Here is an 18,352-nt window from a genome sequence, read left to right on the forward strand (position 1 = left end):
GGCCCCGACCCCGCCCCCTCCTGCGGCTGCGACCCTTGTGCCAACGCCTGTGCCGACGCCTGCGATCCTTGTGCCTGTGGCTGTGCCTGTGCCGGCGTCAGCGCCGCACGCTTCGACGCCGAGGCCTGCGGCACCGCTCGCTCCGGCCGCTCCGATCCCTCCGGCTCCTGCGCCCCGTCCTTCTGCACCGCGTCCCCGTCCTGCCCCTGCTCGCCGGATCCGGTCCGTTCCATCCGCTCCACCCGTCCGCATACGCCTCGCCCCCGTGACGTACGCATTGTCCCTACCTCCCCTACTCCTGGGCCGCGCGTCGAGTTCCCGACGGCCTGTCGCATCATGGGACCAGCACGATCATCACAAGGAGAACCACCGCACATGCCAAGGCGCCAGGGGTATGCCCTGCTCATCGCCCTAGTGGCGGGCACCGCCGCGCTCGCCGCCGCCGTCGCCTTCGCAACGACGCTGCTCTCCGGCCCCCGGTCGACACCGCTCCCGCCCGCCGAGACCCAGGCGGCGGCCCGTAACCCGGTCGCCCCCGCCACCTCGGGGCCCTCGTGGGTCGCCACCTGGACCGCCGCGCCCGTCGGCGCGGGGCCGGGCACCGAGGACGGACTCCCCGGGCGCACCATCCGTAACGTCGTGCACACCAGCATCGGCGGGGACGTCGCCCGCATCACGTTGTCGAACCTCTTCGGCACGACTCCGCTGGTCGTCGACCAGGCCACCGTCAACACCCGGCCGGTGACCTTCAAGGGCTCCGGCACCGTCACCGTCGCCCCGGGCGGACAGGTCGTCAGCGACCCGGTCGTCGTGCCGGTGGCCCCCGACTCCGACCTCCAGGTCGGCTTCCGTACCCCGCAGGGCGGCGGGCCGGTCACCTACCACGGCTACACCCACCAGACCTCGTACCTGATCGACGAGCGCGGCACCTTCAGCACCAGCAACTGGCGCTACCTGACCGCCGTGGACGTCCGCAGCGAGCGGGCGCTCGGCGCGGTCGTCGCCCTCGGGGACTCCCTGACCGCGGGCAGCGGCTCCTCCACCGACGCCAACGCCCGCTGGCCCGACGTCCTCGCCGACCGGCTGGGCGGCCGGTACGGGGTCGCCAACGCGGGCATCGCGGGCAACCGGATCGTGGGCGTCGGCCGCGGCACCGGGGGCCAGTCGGGCACCGACCGGCTCGACCGTGACGTCCTGGGAGTCGCCGGAGCCCGGACGGTAGTCGTGGCGCTCGGCATCAACGACGTACAGCAGTATCCGCAGGAGCCCGACGCCCAGCGCATCGTGGACAGCCTGCGCGCCCTCACCGACCGGGCGCACGCCCGCGGACTCCGGGTCGTCGGCGCGACGCTGACCCCGTTCGAAGGGTTCGCCACCTGGACGCCCCAGCGCGACGCCGTACGCCACGCGGTCAACGAGCAGATCCGGTCGGGCACGGTCTTCGACGCGTACGTGGACTTCGACGCGGCGGTACGCGACCCCGCCGCACCGAACCGGCTCCTCGCCACGTACGACTCCGGCGACCACCTGCACCTCAACGACGACGGGTACCGCGCCCTCGGCGACCACGTGGACCTGAAGTCCCTGGACCGGGCCCGCGCGCCCCGGTCCGACGAGCTGTGACCCGCGCTGCGGCCCGCGCTGTGAGCCGCGCTGCGGCCTGCGCTGCGCCCCGCTGAGGAGAGCCGAAGGTCCTCAGCGCCGTGAACCGTCCGGGCGCCGAGGGCCTCTCAGAGCTTCTTGCGGTCGCCGCCGGAGCCGCCGTCGCCGTCCGGGCCCTCCAGCCCGCGTCGGCGGCGCGCCTCCAGTTCGGCTTCCTTGGCCTCCTTCAGCCGGCGGCGCTCCGCCTTCGTCCGCTTGCGGTCCACGCCGACGCCGCCCATCAGGGCGAAGCCGGTGATCCGTACACGCGGGGAGTCGGCGGCGATCTCGCCGTCCTCGCTGGAGCCCTCGCCGAAGCCGCCCATGATGCCGATGCCCCGGACCTCGACGTTCAGCTCCGGCGGCGCGGTCACATGGATGCCGCCCATGATCGTGATGCAGCGGATGACGATCTCGCGGTCCTCGAAGTTCGCCTCACGCAGGTCGATCTCGCCGCCGCCCCACATCGCGAAGGCCGTGAACTTCCGGGCCACCGTCCAGCGGCCCTTCCGGTTGAAGCCGCCCCAGAGCGCGAACCCGCCCTTGGACGTCGCGGTGCCGCCGATCCGCGCGGGCCAGTTCGCCGCGGAGCCCCGCAGCGGGGCGGGCGCGGACGAGCCGACCGGAGCGACCGCGGTGCCCGGTGCCGGGAGGTCCTGGACCAGCGGCTCCAACTCCCCGTGCGTACGCGCCTTGTAGGCCGCTTCGAGGCGCTGGTCGAACTCGTCCATATCCAGTCGGCCCTCGGCCACGGCCTCGCGCAGCAGTTCTGCGATCCGCTCCCGCTCGGCATCGGAGGCACGCATGTCCGGACTCTCACTTGTCATACCGCGCAGCCTATTGAACGGACCTGTTCCCGGCACAGACCCGCAGGCCCACGACCTGCGCGTGCCGCCCGCCGACGCCCCTCGGGAGAGTGCTCCTCACAGCACGGACTCGTACATCCTCGCGGACTCGTACACCCTCAGGGCGCGGACTCGTACATCCTCGCGATCACGGCCTCGATGTCCGGCTCCCGTACCGACAGATCGACCAGCGGGTAGTCCGCGGCGATCCGCGCCACCAGCGGGGCCGCCGACGCGGCGGCCGGAAACGCCAGCCACTGACGCGGGCCCTCCACCTTGACCGCGCGCAGGGCGGGTTGGTCTCCACCGTCCGCCGACTGCAGCACGATCGGGGGGAGTTCGCGCTCCAGGTCCACCACGAGCATGCGTTCGCTCTCCCCCACCTCGTGGAGGCCCGCCAGCGAGCCGTCGTACATCAGACGGCCGTGGTCGATCACCATCACCCGGCTGCACAACTGCTCGATGTCGGTGAGGTCGTGCGTCGTCAGCAGGACCGTCGTCCCGCGTTCGGCGTTCAACTCCTTCAGGAACTGCCGCACCTTGGCCTTCGAGATCACGTCCAGGCCGATCGTCGGCTCGTCCAGGTACAGCACCTCCGGATCGTGCAGCAGCGCCGCCGCGATGTCGCCGCGCATCCGCTGGCCGAGCGAGAGCTGCCGTACGGGAACCTCCAACAGCTCGCCCAGGTCCAGGAGTTCGACGCAGCGGTCCAGGTTCTCCCGGTAACGGCGGTCGGGGATGCGGTACATGCGGTGCATCAGCCGGTACGAGTCGCGCAGCGGCAGGTCCCACCAGAGGGTCGTCCGCTGACCGAAGACGACGCCGATACGGTGCGCCAGGCGGGTACGTTCGCGGGAGGGGTCGATGCCCGCGACGCGCAGCCGGCCGCCGCTCGGGGTGAGGATGCCCGTCAGCATCTTGATCGTGGTCGACTTGCCGGCCCCGTTCGGGCCGATGTAGCCGACCATCTCGCCGCGCGCGACCCGGAAGCTGATCCCGTCCACGGCCCGCACCTCGTGGCGTTCGCGGCGCAGCAGGCCCGCCCGGCGGCGGACCTCGAAGACCTTCTCGACACCGTCGAGGCTGATGAACCCGTCGTCCGCCATGTCCGTGCTCTCCCGCGTAGTCCCGTGTCTTCTCAACTGCCCGTGCTCCGGTAGGACCGCAGCCCCGCCCGCCACGCCAGGCCCGCCAGCCCGCAGCAGCCCGCCGCGACCAGCGGCGGCAGGAAGGCCACCCACTGCGGCAGGTCCACCGGGTACTCCCGCCCCAGCACGTACAGCGCGGGCAGCCAGCTGGCGAAGGCCAGCGGCACCACGAACGTCACGCCGCGCACCAGGTCCTTCGCGAAGACCGTGGGCGGGTACTGGAGCAGCGTCGTCCCGCCGTACGTGAAGGAGTTCTGCACCTCCGAGGCGTCCTGCGCGACGAACTGGAACGCCGCTCCCGCGATGAAGACCGCCCCGAAGATCGCCGCCCCGCTGAGCACCGTCATCGGCAGCATCAGCATCTTCAGCGGCGTCCACGCGATGTCGAGGGTGGCGACCGCATAGCCGATCACCACCAGGCCCTGCGTGATCCGGCCCAGCCGGCGCAGCGCGAACCGGTCCGCAGCCACCTGCGCCAGCACCGGCACCGGGCGCACCAGCAGGGTGTCGAGCGTTCCGTCCCGGATGCGCCCGCCGACCCGGTCCATCGACCCCAGCAGCAGGTCGCACACCCCGAACGCCGTCGCCGACAGGCCGTACAGCAGCGCGATCTCCGGCAGCGAGTAGCCGCCGAGCGCGTCGACGTGGGAGAACATCAGCAGGATCGCGATGAAGTCGAAGGCCGTCACCGCGAGGTCCCCGAACAGGGTCATGGCGAAGGAGGCCCGGTAGGCCATCGTCGAGCGCACCCACATCGCCATGATCAGCCCGTACGCCCGGAGCCCCTCCAGCGGCCGGAGCCGGTCCTCGAAGGCGAACCCGGCCGGCTCCAGCCCCCGGCCCTCCTCCTCGGTCCGTACCGCCACCGTGTCAGCCACCCTGCACCACCACTCTCCTGGTCGCCCCGGTCTGCAGCAGGCGGCCCGCCCCGAGCAGCACGACCGCCCATCCCGCCTGGAACGCGTACGCCTCCACCAGCCCCCACCCGGCGTGCTTGCCGAGGAACACGTCGGCCGGCACCTGGAGGAGGGAGGACCACGGCAGGGCCCGCGCCACCTCGCCCAGCAGCCCGGGGAACAGGTTCAGCGGCAGCAGCATCCCGGAGAAGAACAGCCCCGCCAGCATCGCCATGCGCATCGCTCCAGCGCCGTCGAGCAGCCAGAACGCCGACATCGCGACCAGATAGCGCACCGCGAAGCTGACCACGATCCCCAGGAACACCGACAGCAGGAACGCCGGCCAGGTCCAGAACGATCCGGGGAGCGCCAGGTCGAAGGCGAGCGCCCCCAGGATCATCGGCGCCACCCCGCGCCCCAGCAGGTGGAACGTCGCCCGGCCCAGGTCCGCCGCCATCCACCACAGCTGGAGGTCGGCGGGCCGGTACAGGTCGACGGCGATGTCGCCCGTACGGATCCGCTCGACCAGCTCGCTCTCGAACCCTCCGCCCATCCGGGCGCCGGCCGCCAACAGGGCCTGGCCGAGCCAGACGTACGTCAGCGCCTGGGAGGTGTCGTAGCCGCCGAGCTGCGGACGTTCGTCCCACAGGGCGATGTAGGTGTACGCCACGATGAAGCCGAAGACGGTGTTGGTGAACACCCCCGCCACCGTCGCCGTCCGGTAGGTGGCGTAGCGCCGGAACCCGCCCGCCGCCACCACTGCGTACAGCCGCACGCCGACCCCTCTCCCCCGCCGCCACCGGCTTCCGGCACCAAAGCGCACGACCCTAGTCCAGGCGCGAGGGCCGCGGCGACTCCTTTTCCACGACCGGAGGAGGGAACGAGACAGTAATAAACGCAGATTTCCTGACGAACCGGGCACTATGGGAGAACTGACCACGTCTCAGGAGCCCCCACCGACATGAGCGACGAGCCACAGAGCTGGGCCCCCCGCGACTCCTCGGGCGCGGCGGCCTCCACCGGAAACCACGGGCCGACAGCGTCCGGGAGGAAACCCGGGAAGAAGCCCGGAAAGAAGGCGCGGCCCCGGCGCACCGGCTGGCGGCGCGCCGTCCCCACCTGGCGGATGACCCTCGGCACCGTCCTGGGCCTCGCCCTCCTCCTGGGCGCCGGGATCTTCGCCGCCTACCGGCTCGTCGACATCCCGGCCGCCAACGCCTCGGCCACCGCCCAGTCCAACGTCTACTTCTACCGCGACGGCAGCGTCATCGCCCGGGACGGCGACGTGAACCGGGAGAAGGTCAGGCTCACCCAGATCCCCCCGTCCGTCCGGCACGCGGTCCTGGCCGCCGAGGACCGGGACTTCTACTCCGACGACCGCGCCGTGGACGTGAAGGCGATGGTCCGGGCCGGCTGGAACACCGTCACCGGCAAGGGCAAACAGGGCGGCTCCACGATCACCCAGCAGTACGTGAAGAACTACTACCTCGGCCAGGAACGCACCGTCCTGCGCAAGGCCAAGGAAGCCATCATCGCGGTCAAGCTCAACCGCGAGGAGACCAAGGACCAGATCTTCGAGGGCTACCTCAACACCAGCTACTTCGGGCGCAACGCGTACGGCATCCAGGCCGCCGCCCAGGCGTACTACGGCAAGAACGTCGAGGACCTCACCACCGCCGAAGGCGCGTACCTCGCCTCCCTCCTCAACGCCCCCAGCGCCTACGACGTCATCGCCCACCCCGACAACGAGCCCGCGGCCCAGCGCCGCTGGAACTACGTCCTGAACGGCATGGTCAAGGAAGGCTGGCTCGATGCGGCCGAACGGGCGACGACACGGTTCCCCACCCCCGGCGAGGCCAGACCGCCGACCGGGCTCTCCGGACAGCGCGGCTACATCGTGCAGGCCGTCGAGGACTACCTGAACCGGCGCGGCATCCTCGACGCGAAGACCCTCGCCGCCGGCGGCTACCGGATCACCACCACCCTCGACAAACCCAAGCAGGACGCCTTCGTCAAGGCCGTCGACGAGAACGTCATGTCCCGGACCAGCACCGAACGCGAGGCCGACCGCAACGTCCGGGTCGGCGGCGCCTCGATCGTCCCGGAGACCGGCGAGGTCGTCGCCCTGTACGGCGGCATCGACTACACGAAGCAGTACGTCAGCAACGCGACCCGCCGCGACTACCAGGTCGGCTCCGTCTTCAAGCCGTTCGTCCTCACCTCCGCCGTCGTCAACGACTCCACCACCCAGGACGGCCGGCCCATCACGCCCAACACCGTCTACGACGGCACCAACAAGCGCACGGTCGTCGGCGTGCAGGGATCCACCGACTACGCCCCCGCCAACGAGGACGACGTCGACTACGGCGACATCACCGTCCGCGTCGCCACCGACAAGTCCGTCAACTCCGTCTACGCCCAGATGGCGCAGGACGTCGGCCCCGGAAAGGTCCGGGACACCGCGGTCGCCCTCGGCATCCCCGCCGACACCCCCGACCTCACCGCCTCCCCCTCCATCGCGCTCGGCACCGCCAACGCCAGCGTCCTGGACATGGCCGAGGCCTACGCCACCCTCGCCGACCACGGCCGGCACGGCCGTTACGTCCTCGTCGAGAAGGTCACCAAGGACGGCGCGGAGATCGAGCTGCCCGAGCGCACGACCGACCAGGCCGTCAGCCGCGAGGCCGCCGACACCACCACCGCCGTCCTGCGCAGCGTCGTCGAGGGCGGCACCGGTACGGCCGCCCAGGCGGTGGGCCGCCCCGCCGTGGGCAAGACCGGCACCGCGGAGGAGGACCGGGCCGCCTGGTTCGCCGGATACACCCCGGACCTCGCGACCGTCGTCGCCGTGATGGGCCAGAACCCCGACACGGGCGCCCAGACCCCGCTGTACGGGGCCCTCGGCCTGCCCCGCGTCAACGGCGGCGGCGCACCCGCCGAGACCTGGGCCGCCTATACGGAAGCGGCGCTGCGCTCCTCCCCGGCCCAGGAGTTCGACCTGCGCCCTGCGCCCGGCTCCGACGAGGGGGACGAGCTGCTGGTCGACGAGAACGCCGACGGGGGCACGGACCCGTCCTCCTCACCGGACCCCGACGCCAGCCCGGACAGCACGTCCGACACCACCCCCGACAGCACCCCGAACGGCAGCGCCCCGCCCACGCCCGGCACGAGCACCAGCGGCAACACCGGAGGCAGCACCGGCGGGAACACCGGAGGCGACACGACGGGCGGGGCGGACGAGGGGGCGGTGTCCGTCCCGGACGGAAACGGCTAGGGCCTGCCCGGAACGGACAGGCCCCAGGGGTCTCAGTGCCCCGAGGTCGCCTTCAGGCCGACCACGGCCACCAGCAGCAGACAGACGAAGAAGATCCGGGCGGCGGTCACCGGCTCGTTCAGCACGACCATGCCCAGGATCGCCGCACCGGCCGCGCCGATCCCGACCCACACGCCGTACGCCGTACCGATCGGCAACGTCTTCGCCGCATGCGACAGCAGCACCATGCTCGCCACGATCCCGAGGCCGGTGAACACGCTCGGCCACAGCCGGGTGAACCCCTCGGTGTACTTCATCCCGATCGACCAGCCCACTTCGAGCAGACCGGCGACGACCAGCAGAACCCACGCCATGACAGAACCTCCGACGACGAACACACGGACAACTCACGGGTGCGTCGTCTTTGCCAACCCGGTACGGCGCGTCTCGTCGGGGTGGTTCCACCGTAGCAAAAAACGGGGAAAGGGCCTGGTGACACCGGTCACCAGGCCCTGAACAGCACGGTCCTACAGATACAGCCCGGTCGAATCCACCGACCCCTCGAACCGGTCGGCGGCCACCGCGTGCAGATCGCGCTCCCGCATCAGGACGTACGCCACGCCCCGCACCTCGACCTCGGCCCGGTCCTCGGGGTCGTACAGCACCCGGTCGCCGGGCTCCACCGTCCGTACGTTCTGCCCGACCGCGACGACGACGGCCCAGGCCAGGCGCCGTCCCACCGCGGCCGTCGCCGGAATCAGGATGCCGCCGCCGGAGCGCCGCTCGCCCTCGGACGCATCGTTCCGCACCAGCACCCGGTCGTGCAGCATCCGGATGGGCAGCTTGTCGTCGAGGCTGTCGCGGTTGTTGTCGTGGGAGTTCTCGCTCACGCCCGAAACCTACCTGCCGCGCCCCGGACCGTACGCCTCCGGGTGCGGAATCACGCCCGGCGGCGGGCCGACACGGTGAGCAGCCCCACCACACCGACCACCAGCAGCGCCGCGGGGATCACCCGCTCCAGCCGCGGCGAACCGTCCTCCGCGACGAACTGCGCCTTCACCTCCGACACCGAACGGTTCACCGCGACGAAAGCGCGGCCGGCCGTCCGGTCCACGGACTGGGCCGCCTTCGCCTTGGCGTCTCCGATGATCGTCTTCGGGTGTACGCGCACCCCGATCTCGTCGAGCACCACAGCGAGCTGCTCGCGCCTGCTGATGATGTCCGCCTCGATCTGCGCAGGGGTCCTGGCATCCGACACTGCGCCGCCTCCGTGGTCGTCGTCCGTTGAACCTTCGTCTGAAACCTTCGTCGACAGTCTGTCAGCTCGAACCCCCGCACACCCGGCGGCACCCCTATTACCCTCGGTCCCGTCCGACCAGCGCACCACCCGAGGAGAACCACATGAGCGAGCGACTGAAGCCCGGCGACCCCGCTCCCGCCTTCACCCTTCCCGACGCCGACGGCAACGACGTATCGCTCGCGGACCACAAGGGCCGCAAGGTCATCGTGTACTTCTACCCGGCCGCTCTTACCCCCGGATGCACCAAGCAGGCCTGCGACTTCACGGACAACCTCGACCTCCTGGCGAACGCCGGGTACGACGTCATCGGCGTCTCCCCCGACAAGCCGGAGAAACTCGCGAAGTTCCGCGACACGGAGAACCTCAAGGTCACCCTGGTGGGCGACCCGGCCAAGGAAACTTTGGCGGCGTACGGCGCCTTCGGCGAGAAGAAGCTCTACGGCAAAGTGGTGACGGGCGTGATCCGCTCCACCGTCGTCGTCGACGAGGACGGCAAGGTCGAGCACGCGTTCTACAACGTGAAGGCGACCGGCCACGTGGCGAAGATCATCAGGGATCTGGGCGTCTGACGGTCTCCCGGGGACGCCCCGTCCCCGCCCCCCTCTCGCACGACCTCGGCACGTCGCGGCACGTCCCGGCATGTCGAGATCGTGTGAGGGAGATCGCATCGACCCATGAAGTCGGTTTGCGGCCGTCAACTCTGCGCAGAAGCCTTTCCTGGAACACCCTTCGAGGAAAGGACCCCGGCCATGGCGGCCCCCGACCCCCAGCAGGCGGCCGACCCAGCAGCGGTCAAACGCCACCCCGCGCTCTTCCGGGCCATCCGGAAGCGCCAGAATCCGCGGCTGCGCCGGACGGACATCACGGTCACGGACGACGCCGCGGTGAAGCGGGCGGTGAAGGCGGCCTCCCTGGGTAACGCCATGGAGTGGTTCGACTTCGGGATCTACTCCTACCTGGCCGTGACCATCGGCCACGTCTTTTTCCCGTCCGGGAACGACACCACCCAGTTGCTCTCCTCCTTCGCCACCTTCGCGGTGGCCTTCCTGGTGCGGCCGCTCGGCGGGATGTTCTTCGGCCCGATGGGAGACAAGGTCGGCCGCAAGAAGGTCCTCGCGCTGACGATGATCCTCATGGCGGTCGGCACGTTCGCGATCGGCCTGATCCCCTCGCACGACACGATCGGTGTCTGGGCCGCGGTCCTGCTGATCTTCTTCCGGATGCTCCAGGGCTTCTCGACGGGCGGTGAGTACGGAGGCGCGTCGACGTTCATCGCGGAGTACGCCCCCGACAAGCGGCGCGGCTTCTTCGGCAGCTTCCTGGAGTTCGGCACCCTGGCCGGTTACGTCGGCGCGGCGGGCCTGGTAACAGCCCTGTACGCCCTCCTCAACGACGCCCAGATGGAGGCCTGGGGCTGGAGGATCCCGTTCCTCGTCGCGGGCCCGCTGGGCCTGGTCGGCCTCTACCTGCGGCTGAAGCTGGACGAGACCCCGGCCTTCCAGAAGCTGGAGGGCGGCACGGCGCACGCGAGCGAGGCGGCGGACGGCGTGGAGGCCACGGCCAAGGGCGACCTGGCGAAGATCTTCCGGCAGTACTGGCCGACGCTGATCCTCTGCATCGCCCTGGTCGGCGCGTACAACATCACCGACTACATGCTGCTCTCCTACATGCCGACGTACCTCTCCGACGAGCTCGGCTACAGCGAGACACACGGGCTGCTGATCCTGCTCGGCGTCATGGTGTTCCTGATGATGATCATCAGCCAGTTCGGCAAGCTGTCCGACCGCTTCGGCCGCAAGCCGCTGCTGATGGCCGGGATGCTGGGCTTCCTGTTCCTGTCGCTCCCCGCCTTCCTCCTCATCCGGGTCGACGGCATCCTCCCGATCACGATCGGCATGCTGATGCTGGGCCTCTCGCTGGTCTGCATGCTCGGCACGATGTCGGCGGCGCTGCCGGCCCTGTTCCCGACGAACGTCCGCTACGGCTCCCTGTCGGTCGGCTACAACCTCTCCGCGTCGATCTTCGGCGGTACGACCCCGCTGGTGATCACGGCCCTGATCAGCTGGACCGGCTCCAACCTGATGCCCGCGTACTACGCGATGGCGGCGGCCCTGGTCGGCGTGATCGCGGTGGCCTGCATGAAGGAGACCGCCCAGCAGCCGCTGATCGGCTCCCCGCCGTCGGTGGAGACGGACGAGGAGGCGGCAGAACTGGTCCAGGCACAGGCCCCGGAACCGAAGTTCTGAGGCCTATCCCCCGGATTACCCCCTCCGGATTCCGGACGTAACCATCCGATAAACGGTTCGTTACTCCGTACGAGGCTGCGAACCTCCTCGCGGCCGGGATCGGAGGGGGACATGGGGGACAGCCCGTACACGCGTGAGCGGCTGGCGGAGGCGGCAGCGTCGTCGCGGACACTTTCTGAGGCGTTGACGAAGCTCGGGGTCGACCCGAAGAGTCCGACGCGGCGGTATGTCCGTGACCGCATGCGGAAGCTCGGCGTGGACACGCGCCATTTCGAGAGCGAAGGTGTGCGCTGGACGAAGGAAGTGCTTCAGGCGACGGTCGCCTCCTCGACCACCATGTGCGAAGTGCTGCGGCGCCTCGGCCTTGAAGTGGTCGGGGGCCAGCACACCCACATCAGCCGCCGTGTGAAGGCCCTAGGGATCGACACCTCACACTTCTCCGCACCGCCGAGGACCGGAGACGTACGCCGTCGGCGCCCGGAGGAACTGCTGGTCGACCAGAGCCAGAACCTCGCTCGCCGCATACCCGGAGAGCGACTCAAGCGGGCCATGATCGCCCTGGGCGCCGCAGAACGGTGCGCCCTCTGCGGCACGGGCCGGACGTGGCGGGAAAGGCCTCTGCCACTTGAGGTCGATCACATCGACGGTAACTGGCGGAACAACCGGCCGGAGAACCTCCGACTCCTCTGCCCCAACTGCCATTCGACGACCGACACGTATCGCGGTCGGGGCAAAGGGATCCGCACCCCGGCACACGGTGAGGCCCGGTGAGCGCCCGCAACGGCTACACGCAGGAGCGGCTGGCCGAGGCAGCCCGTCGGTGCGCCGACATCCAGGAAGTCATCGCCTTTCTGGGCACCCGCCCCTACGGCAGGCTAAGCCGGTACCTGCTCGCCCGCTTCGAGCATTACGGGATCGATATATCCCACTTCTCCCGCCGCGGCTACCACAGAGCCGGAGAACGCCCTTCGACCGCAGAACTCGCGGAGGCCGTCGCCGCTGCGGTTTCCATCGCCGACGCCCTCAGGCGGCTGGGCCGGGCGGACACCACGAGCCAACGACAGCACTTACGCACGTGGATAGCCGCCGATGGACTCTCCATCTCGCATTTTCTGGGGCAGGGCCACCAGCGTGGGCGAGCCGGACCCACCCCGCTCAGGACCGCTGAACAAGTCCTGGTGCAACACGAGGGAAAACGCCGCACGAAGACGGCCCTGTTGCGGCGGGCGCTGCGAGAAGCCGGCCTCGCGGACGAGTGCGCCGAGTGCGGAACCCCGGCCCTCTGGCTGGGCAAGCCCATGACGCTGGAGGTGGATCACATCAACGGCGACTGGAGCGACGACCGCAGGGAGAATCTGCGGCTCCTGTGTCCGAACTGCCACGCGGTGACCCGCACCTGGTGCAGGGGCGGCAAGGTCACGCTGCCCTGAGGACCTCTCCCTGATATCCACCGCACTCACTCCGCGGAGGGCAGTAAGCTGAGTTCTGCTGCGCGGCCGTGGCCAAACTGGTATCGGCGGGTGTTTTAGGGGCATCTGGGAGAAATCCTGTGTGGGTTCGAATCCCACCGGCCGCACGCCCACGAGAAGGGGGCGTCCCGAGCGGGACGGCCCCTTCTCCACGCTTCACCCCACCAGCTCCCGCACCACCGGCACCAACGCCCGGAACGCCTTCCCCCGGTGGCTGATCGCGTTCTTCTCCGCCGGGGTCAGTTCCGCGCAGGTGCGGGTCTCGCCCTCCGGCTGGAGGATCGGGTCGTAGCCGAAGCCGTTGGTCCCCGAGGGGGTGTGGCGCAGGGTGCCGTTGAGGCGGCCCTCGACCACGCGTTCCGTGCCGTCGGGGAGGGCCAGGGCGGCGGCGCAGGCGAAGTAGGCGCCGCGGTGGGCGTCCGCGATGTCGCCGAGCTGGGCCAGGAGCAGGTCGAGGTTGGCGATGTCGTCGCCGTGGGTGCCGGACCAGCGGGCCGAGAAGATGCCGGGGGCGCCGCCGAGGACGTCCACGCAGAGGCCCGAGTCGTCGGCGATCGCCGGGTGGCCGGTGGCCCGGGCCAGGGCGTGGGCCTTGAGGAGCGCGTTCTCGGCGAAGGTGACGCCGGTCTCCTTGACGTCGGGGATGTCGGGGTACGCGTCCGCGCCGACGAGGTCGAGGTCGAGTCCCGCGTCGGCGAGGATGGCGTGCAGTTCGGTGATTTTCCCGGCGTTGCGGGTGGCGAGGATCAGGCGCTTCATGCGCCCATTGTCCCCTCCTACTCCGTGCAGACCTTGCCGATCTCCGTCGCCGCGTCCGTCACCGGGGCGATGTCGGGGGTGGCGTCGCCGGCCTCGATGGACCTGCGGACCTCCTTGACGCCTGCCTGGAGGTCGTCGACCGCCTTGGAGAGGTCGGCGTTGTCCGTGGTGTCGTCGAGCTTCTTCAGCTCGCGGTCGATCTCGTCCAGGGACTCGGAGGCCTGGGTGATGTCCTCGGAGGCGTTGGAGACGGCCTGCTGGAGGTTGTTGACGCTGGTGGCGATGGCGTCGGCGGTGCGGACGCAGTCGAGCGCCTTGTCGAGGCCTGCGCAGCCCACGGCCGTGGTCAGCGTCAGCAGGGTGGCGGCGGTGGCGAGTGCGATACGTCGGTGGCGGCGCGAAGCCATGGTGCGGTCCCTCCCCGGGGGTCGGTACGTGGACGGACGCACGGTTCGACCCGTGCGCCCGTATCCGTAACGACGCTCTGTGGTGCGTATTTGGTTGCTTCTTTACCCGGGGAGGGTGGGTCGCTATGCGTTCTGCGTACCGGCGAGTGCTTCGCGCTGGAGCGTGGCGAGGTCGACGCAGCCCGCGGTGGCGAGGTCCAGGAGGGAGCCCAGTTCCTTGCGGTCGAAGGGTGCGCCCTCGGCGGTGCCCTGGACCTCGACGAAGCGGCCGTCGCCGGTGCAGACGACGTTCATGTCGGTCTCGGCGCGGACGTCCTCCTCGTAGCAGAGGTCCAGGAGCGGGGTGCCGTCGACGATGCCGACGCTGATGGCGGCGACGGTGTCGGTGAGCGGCTTGCGGCCGGCCTTGACGATCTTCTTGCCCTGGGCCCAGGTGACGGCGTCGGCGAGGGCGACGTACGCGCCGGTGATGGCTGCCGTACGGGTGCCGCCGTCGGCCTGGAGGACGTCGCAGTCCAGGACGATGGTGTTCTCGCCGAGGGCCTTGTAGTCGATGACCGCGCGGAGGGAGCGGCCGATCAGGCGGCTGATCTCGTGGGTGCGGCCGCCGATCTTGCCGCGTACGGCTTCGCGGTCGCCGCGGGTGTTGGTGGAGCGGGGCAGCATGGAGTATTCGGCGGTGACCCAGCCTTCGCCGCTGCCCTTGCGCCAGCGCGGGACGCCTTCGGTGACGGAGGCGGTGCAGAAGACCTTGGTGTCGCCGAAGGAGATGAGGACTGAGCCCTCGGCGTGCTTGCTCCAGCCGCGTTCGATGGTGACGGGGCGGAGCTGTTCGGGGGTGCGGCCGTCGATGCGAGACATGGGGCCGACTTTATCCGGTGGCGGGGGTGGCTCCGTTCGGGTGCGGTGAACCCGGTGTTGGACGCGTTCGGGTACGCGGCAGGCCCCGTCCACCACTCGGTACTCGGTGGGGTGCGGGGCCTGCGGGTGCGGGCGCCTCCCGGAGGGCGGCCGCGGTGTCCGGCGTGGGGTCAGCCGGTCACATCATGTCTTCGATGTCGGCGGCGATGGGGTCCGCGTCGGTGCCGATGACGACCTGGATCGCGGTGCCCATCTTGACGACGCCGTGGGCGCCGGCGGCCTTGAGCGCGGCTTCGTCGACCTTGCTGGGGTCGTGGACCTCGGTGCGGAGGCGGGTGATGCAGCCTTCGATCTCGTCGATGTTGTCGATGCCGCCGAGCCCGGCGACGATCTTCTCAGCCTTGGTGGCCATGTCCTTCTCCCTGGTTTCACGCGCAGACGGCCGCCCGCTGCGGGTCCGTTTCGTCACGGTAACGCACGGTTGGCCCAACTTCGCGGGCGGGTAACCGGACGATCCCGAAAGATGACGATCACCGGTCCCCTGCCCTCAGGGGCGGGGCCCGGGCCGTGACGCAACTGGTCTACACCAGTTTGCAACGACCGCCAAACGTGAAGTGTTCCGGGAGGACGCCCATGAGTTCGAGCGCCGCTGCGGCACCGCAGCAGAAATGGTGGAACGGACCGGTCCAGGGCCTCCAGAAGGTCGGACGGAGTCTCCAGCTCCCGGTGGCCGTCCTCCCCGCCGCCGGCCTCCTCGTCAGCCTCGGCAACCTGTTCAGCTCCTACCTGGACGGCGCGTTCTGGGACAAGACCTCCAAGGTGCTGCTCAACGGCGGCGGCGCGATCCTCGACGGCGAGCTCGGCCTGCCCCTGCTGTTCTGCATCGGCGTGGCCATCGGCTTCGCGAAGAAGGCGGACGGGTCCACCGCGCTGGCGGCGGTCGTCGGCTTCCTCGTCTACCGGGGGGTGCTGACCGCCTTCCCCATCGACGGCACCGTGACCGACGAGCTGCCGGACGGCGAGCCGCAGAACCCGGGCGTGCTCGGCGGCATCCTGATCGGCCTGCTGACCGCCGTCGTCTGGCAGCGCTACCACCGGACCAAGCTGGTGGACTGGCTGGGCTTCTTCAACGGGCGGCGCCTGGTGCCGATCCTGATGGCGTTCCTCTGTGTGATCCTCGGCGTGCTCTTCGGGCTGCTGTGGCAGCCGGTGGGCGACGGGCTGACCTGGTTCTCCAAGCAGCTGATCGATCTCGGCTCCTGGGGCGCGGCGATCTTCGGCTTCGCGAACCGGCTGCTGATCCCGATCGGCATGCATCAGTTCCTGAACACGTTCTTCTGGTTCCAGGCGGGCGAGTACACCGGAACGGACGGCCAGACCGTGCAGGGCGACATCTCCCGGTTCTTCGCCGGGGACCCGTCGGCCGGCCAGTTCACCTCGGGCTTCTTCCCGATCATGATGTTCGGCCTGCCCGCCGCGGCCCTGGCCATCACCCACTGCGCGCGACCGGAGCGCCGCAAGGAGGTGGGCGGCCTGATGGTGTCGGTGGCGCTGACCTCGTTCGTCACGGGTGTGACCGAGCCGCTGGAGTTCTCGTTCATGTTCGTCGCGCCGCTGCTGTACGGCGTGCACGCGGTGCTGACGGGTGCCTCGATGGGCATCACCTGGCTGCTGGGGGTGCATGCGGGGTTCAGCTTCTCGGCCGGGTTGATCGACTACGTCGTCAACTGGCATCTGGACACGAAACCCTGGCTGATCATCCCGATCGGTGCGTGCTTCGCCGTCGTCTACTACGTGATCTTCCGATTCGCGATCACCAAGTTCGATCTCAAGACACCGGGGCGCGAACCCGCGGAGGTCGAGGAGGAGATGGCGAAGGATCTGACGAAGTAGACGAAGCAGCAGTACACCGGGGCTTCGGCCCCGGCCCCGCAAGGCCCCCGGACCGCCCGGTTCGGGGGCCTTCGGCATGTCACCGAACGTATCGCGTCTGCTACTGCGAATGAGATGGGGAATTGAAGGTTCCTTATCTAACCCTCACCGTGCTAAAACTGGTCTACACCACTGAGTGGTCCAGACCACGGCACTCTGCCGCAGGGTCTGTCGAGTCGCCGCCTCCCCGCATCAACGACCTGGGCGGCACCGTGTCCCATGGAGGAAGTTGATGACCACGGCTGAGACCGCACCCGCGGCCGAGAAGAAGAAGGGCGCCGGCGCGATGGCCGTCATGCAGCGCATCGGCCGCAGCCTCATGCTGCCGGTCGCCGTGCTGCCGGCCGCCGCACTCCTGGTCCGCCTCGGCAACGCCGACATGCTGGGCCGCGACTCGTTCCCGACCGTCATAACGAAGCTCGCCGGCTACATGGCCGCGGGCGGTGGCGCGATCCTCGACAACATGCCGCTGCTGTTCGCCGTCGGTATCGCGATCGGCTTCGCGAAGAAGTCGGACGGCTCGACCGCGCTCGCCGCCGTCACCGGTTACCTGGTCTTCCAGAAGGTGCTCGCCACCTTCACGGACAGCAACCTGCCGCAGGTCGCCAGCGTCGTCGACGGCAAGATCGTGATGAACGACGCCCCCGTCAACGCCGGTGTCCTCGGCGGTGTCGTGATGGGCATCGTCGTGGCCCTGCTCTACCAGAAGTTCTACCGGACGAAGCTGCCCGACTGGGCCGGCTTCTTCAGCGGCCGCCGCCTGGTCCCGATCCTCTCCGCCTTCGCGGGTCTGCTCATCGGCATCGTCTTCGGTCTGATCTGGCCGGTCCTCGGCGCGGGTCTGCACAACTTCGGCGAATGGCTCGTCGGCTCCGGCGCGGTCGGCGCGGGCATCTTCGGTGTCGCCAACCGTGCGCTGATCCCGGTCGGCATGCACCACCTGCTGAACTCCTTCCCGTGGTTCCAGGCGGGCGAGTACAACGGCGCCCACGGTGACATCGCCCGCTTCCTGGCCGGTGACCCGAACGCCGGACAGTTCATGACCGGCTTCTTCCCGATCATGATGTTCGCCCTCCCGGCGGCCTGCCTCGCGATCGTCCACTGCGCCCGCCCCGAGCGCCGCAAGGTCGTCGGCGGCATGATGTTCTCCCTCGCGCTGACCTCGTTCGTCACCGGTGTGACCGAGCCGATCGAGTTCACGTTCATGTTCATCGCCCCGGTGCTGTACGCGATCCACGCGGTGCTGACCGGTGTGTCCATGGCCCTCACCTGGGCGCTCGGCATGAAGGACGGCTTCGGCTTCTCGGCCGGTCTGGTCGACTTCCTGCTGAACCTCGGCATCGCGTCGAAGCCCTGGATGCTGGTCCTGGTCGGCCTCTGCTTCGCGGTGATCTACTACGTGGTCTTCCGCTTCGCGATCATCAAGTTCAACCTCCCGACCCCGGGCCGGGAGTCGGACGAGGAGCTCGCCGAGCTCCAGAAGGCCGAGGCGAAGTAGCCTCCCCCGCACGCTCCACGCCGAAGCCCCCCCCCCCCCCGCGATTGGCCGGGGGGGGCGCGGCCGGAGGGCAGCCACAAACGGTCGGAAGCTCGAA

Annotated in this window: 19 protein-coding genes, 1 tRNA gene, 1 pseudogene and 1 riboswitch; of the genes and pseudogenes, 9 read left to right on the top strand and 12 right to left on the bottom strand. The window is 69.8% G+C overall.

What is annotated here, in order from left to right:
- Positions 1-233: pseudogene (locus tag JS521_RS23820) on the bottom strand (hypothetical protein); the annotation flags it as partial.
- A gap of 142 nt (positions 234-375) precedes the next feature.
- Here JS521_RS23820 and JS521_RS23825 point away from each other — a divergent pair.
- Entirely contained in the window at positions 376-1,623 is a 1,248-nt protein-coding gene (locus JS521_RS23825) for an SGNH/GDSL hydrolase family protein (protein WP_205084990.1), read from the top strand.
- Between the two features lie 107 nt (positions 1,624-1,730).
- Here the strand turns inward: JS521_RS23825 and JS521_RS23830 are convergent, their stop codons facing one another.
- The 4 genes from JS521_RS23830 to JS521_RS23845 form a co-directional block, all read right to left on the bottom strand.
- The gene (locus JS521_RS23830) at positions 1,731-2,447 is read right to left on the bottom strand and encodes a DUF1707 SHOCT-like domain-containing protein (protein WP_205084991.1); all 717 of its coding nucleotides are present in this window, start codon (positions 2,445-2,447) and stop codon (positions 1,731-1,733) included.
- A gap of 158 nt (positions 2,448-2,605) precedes the next feature.
- Positions 2,606-3,592, bottom strand: coding sequence for an ABC transporter ATP-binding protein (locus tag JS521_RS23835; protein WP_205084992.1), 987 nt, complete (start codon positions 3,590-3,592; stop codon positions 2,606-2,608).
- A gap of 32 nt (positions 3,593-3,624) precedes the next feature.
- Complete coding sequence (locus JS521_RS23840; RefSeq protein ID WP_205084993.1) at positions 3,625-4,512, bottom strand: ABC transporter permease; 888 nt, start codon at positions 4,510-4,512, stop codon at positions 3,625-3,627.
- On the bottom strand, positions 4,505-5,305 hold the full coding sequence (locus JS521_RS23845) for an ABC transporter permease (RefSeq protein ID WP_205084994.1): 801 nt from the start codon (positions 5,303-5,305) through the stop codon (positions 4,505-4,507). The genes JS521_RS23840 and JS521_RS23845 overlap by 8 nt, the downstream gene beginning before the upstream one ends.
- Before the next feature lie 186 nt (positions 5,306-5,491).
- Here JS521_RS23845 and JS521_RS23850 point away from each other — a divergent pair, with 186 nt between their 5' ends.
- On the top strand, positions 5,492-7,804 hold the full coding sequence (locus JS521_RS23850; protein ID WP_205084995.1) for a transglycosylase domain-containing protein: 2,313 nt from the start codon (positions 5,492-5,494) through the stop codon (positions 7,802-7,804).
- Between the two features lie 32 nt (positions 7,805-7,836).
- On the opposite strand, the gene JS521_RS23855 is transcribed toward JS521_RS23850, so the two are convergent.
- The 3 genes from JS521_RS23855 to JS521_RS23865 all read right to left on the bottom strand — a co-directional run bounded on the left by JS521_RS23855 (position 7,837) and on the right by JS521_RS23865 (position 9,041).
- Positions 7,837-8,157, bottom strand: a complete 321-nt coding sequence (locus JS521_RS23855) for a DMT family transporter (protein WP_006124859.1) — start codon at positions 8,155-8,157, stop codon at positions 7,837-7,839.
- A gap of 38 nt (positions 8,158-8,195) precedes the next feature.
- Positions 8,196-8,254: riboswitch (guanidine-III (ykkC-III) riboswitch) on the bottom strand.
- A 56-nt stretch (positions 8,255-8,310) separates the two neighbouring features.
- Positions 8,311-8,613 carry a GroES family chaperonin gene (locus tag JS521_RS23860; protein WP_042498713.1) on the bottom strand — a complete coding sequence of 101 codons (303 nt, stop codon included), beginning with the start codon at positions 8,611-8,613 and terminating at the stop codon, positions 8,311-8,313.
- A 110-nt stretch (positions 8,614-8,723) separates the two neighbouring features.
- The gene (locus JS521_RS23865; protein ID WP_205084996.1) at positions 8,724-9,041 is read right to left on the bottom strand and encodes a DUF3618 domain-containing protein; all 318 of its coding nucleotides are present in this window, start codon (positions 9,039-9,041) and stop codon (positions 8,724-8,726) included.
- Positions 9,042-9,184: 143 nt separating this feature from the next.
- On the opposite strand from JS521_RS23865, the gene bcp reads away from it, so the two are divergent.
- The 5 genes from bcp (at position 9,185) to JS521_RS23890 (ending at position 12,905) form a co-directional block, all read left to right on the top strand.
- A complete protein-coding gene (gene bcp / locus JS521_RS23870; protein WP_205084997.1) occupies positions 9,185-9,652 on the top strand; it encodes a thioredoxin-dependent thiol peroxidase in 468 nt (155 codons plus the stop codon).
- Positions 9,653-9,832: 180 nt separating this feature from the next.
- On the top strand, positions 9,833-11,329 hold the full coding sequence (gene proP / locus JS521_RS23875; protein WP_205084998.1) for a glycine betaine/L-proline transporter ProP: 1,497 nt from the start codon (positions 9,833-9,835) through the stop codon (positions 11,327-11,329).
- A gap of 111 nt (positions 11,330-11,440) precedes the next feature.
- On the top strand, positions 11,441-12,100 hold the full coding sequence (locus tag JS521_RS23880; RefSeq protein WP_205084999.1) for an HNH endonuclease signature motif containing protein: 660 nt from the start codon (positions 11,441-11,443) through the stop codon (positions 12,098-12,100).
- Positions 12,097-12,759, top strand: a complete 663-nt coding sequence (locus JS521_RS23885; protein WP_205085000.1) for an HNH endonuclease signature motif containing protein — start codon at positions 12,097-12,099, stop codon at positions 12,757-12,759. The genes JS521_RS23880 and JS521_RS23885 overlap by 4 nt, the downstream gene beginning before the upstream one ends.
- A 62-nt stretch (positions 12,760-12,821) precedes the next feature.
- Positions 12,822-12,905, top strand: a tRNA-Leu gene (locus JS521_RS23890).
- Positions 12,906-12,954: 49 nt separating this feature from the next.
- On the opposite strand, the gene rdgB is transcribed toward JS521_RS23890, so the two are convergent.
- The 4 genes from rdgB to JS521_RS23910 form a co-directional block, all read right to left on the bottom strand.
- Positions 12,955-13,557: an RdgB/HAM1 family non-canonical purine NTP pyrophosphatase gene (gene rdgB, locus JS521_RS23895; protein ID WP_205085001.1), complete on the bottom strand. Its 603-nt coding sequence runs from the start codon at positions 13,555-13,557 to the stop codon at positions 12,955-12,957.
- 17 nt (positions 13,558-13,574) lie between these two features.
- Positions 13,575-13,964 (bottom strand): hypothetical protein, encoded by a 390-nt coding sequence (locus JS521_RS23900; protein WP_205085002.1) that lies wholly within the window; start codon positions 13,962-13,964, stop codon positions 13,575-13,577.
- A gap of 123 nt (positions 13,965-14,087) precedes the next feature.
- Positions 14,088-14,825, bottom strand: a complete 738-nt coding sequence (gene rph, locus JS521_RS23905; RefSeq protein WP_205085003.1) for a ribonuclease PH — start codon at positions 14,823-14,825, stop codon at positions 14,088-14,090.
- Positions 14,826-15,003: 178 nt separating this feature from the next.
- On the bottom strand, positions 15,004-15,294 hold the full coding sequence (locus JS521_RS23910; RefSeq protein WP_078625861.1) for a PTS sugar transporter subunit IIB: 291 nt from the start codon (positions 15,292-15,294) through the stop codon (positions 15,004-15,006).
- A gap of 164 nt (positions 15,295-15,458) precedes the next feature.
- Here JS521_RS23910 and JS521_RS23915 point away from each other — a divergent pair, with 164 nt between their 5' ends.
- Positions 15,459-16,718, top strand: a complete 1,260-nt coding sequence (locus tag JS521_RS23915; RefSeq protein WP_205085004.1) for a PTS transporter subunit EIIC — start codon at positions 15,459-15,461, stop codon at positions 16,716-16,718.
- A 271-nt stretch (positions 16,719-16,989) separates the two neighbouring features.
- Entirely contained in the window at positions 16,990-18,255 is a 1,266-nt protein-coding gene (locus JS521_RS23920) for a PTS transporter subunit EIIC (RefSeq protein WP_205085005.1), read from the top strand.
- Positions 18,256-18,352: the final 97 nt, after the last annotated feature.

This window comes from Streptomyces durocortorensis (genome assembly GCF_016901035.1).
In the GTDB taxonomy this organism is placed as follows: Bacteria; Actinomycetota; Actinomycetes; order Streptomycetales; family Streptomycetaceae; genus Streptomyces; species Streptomyces durocortorensis.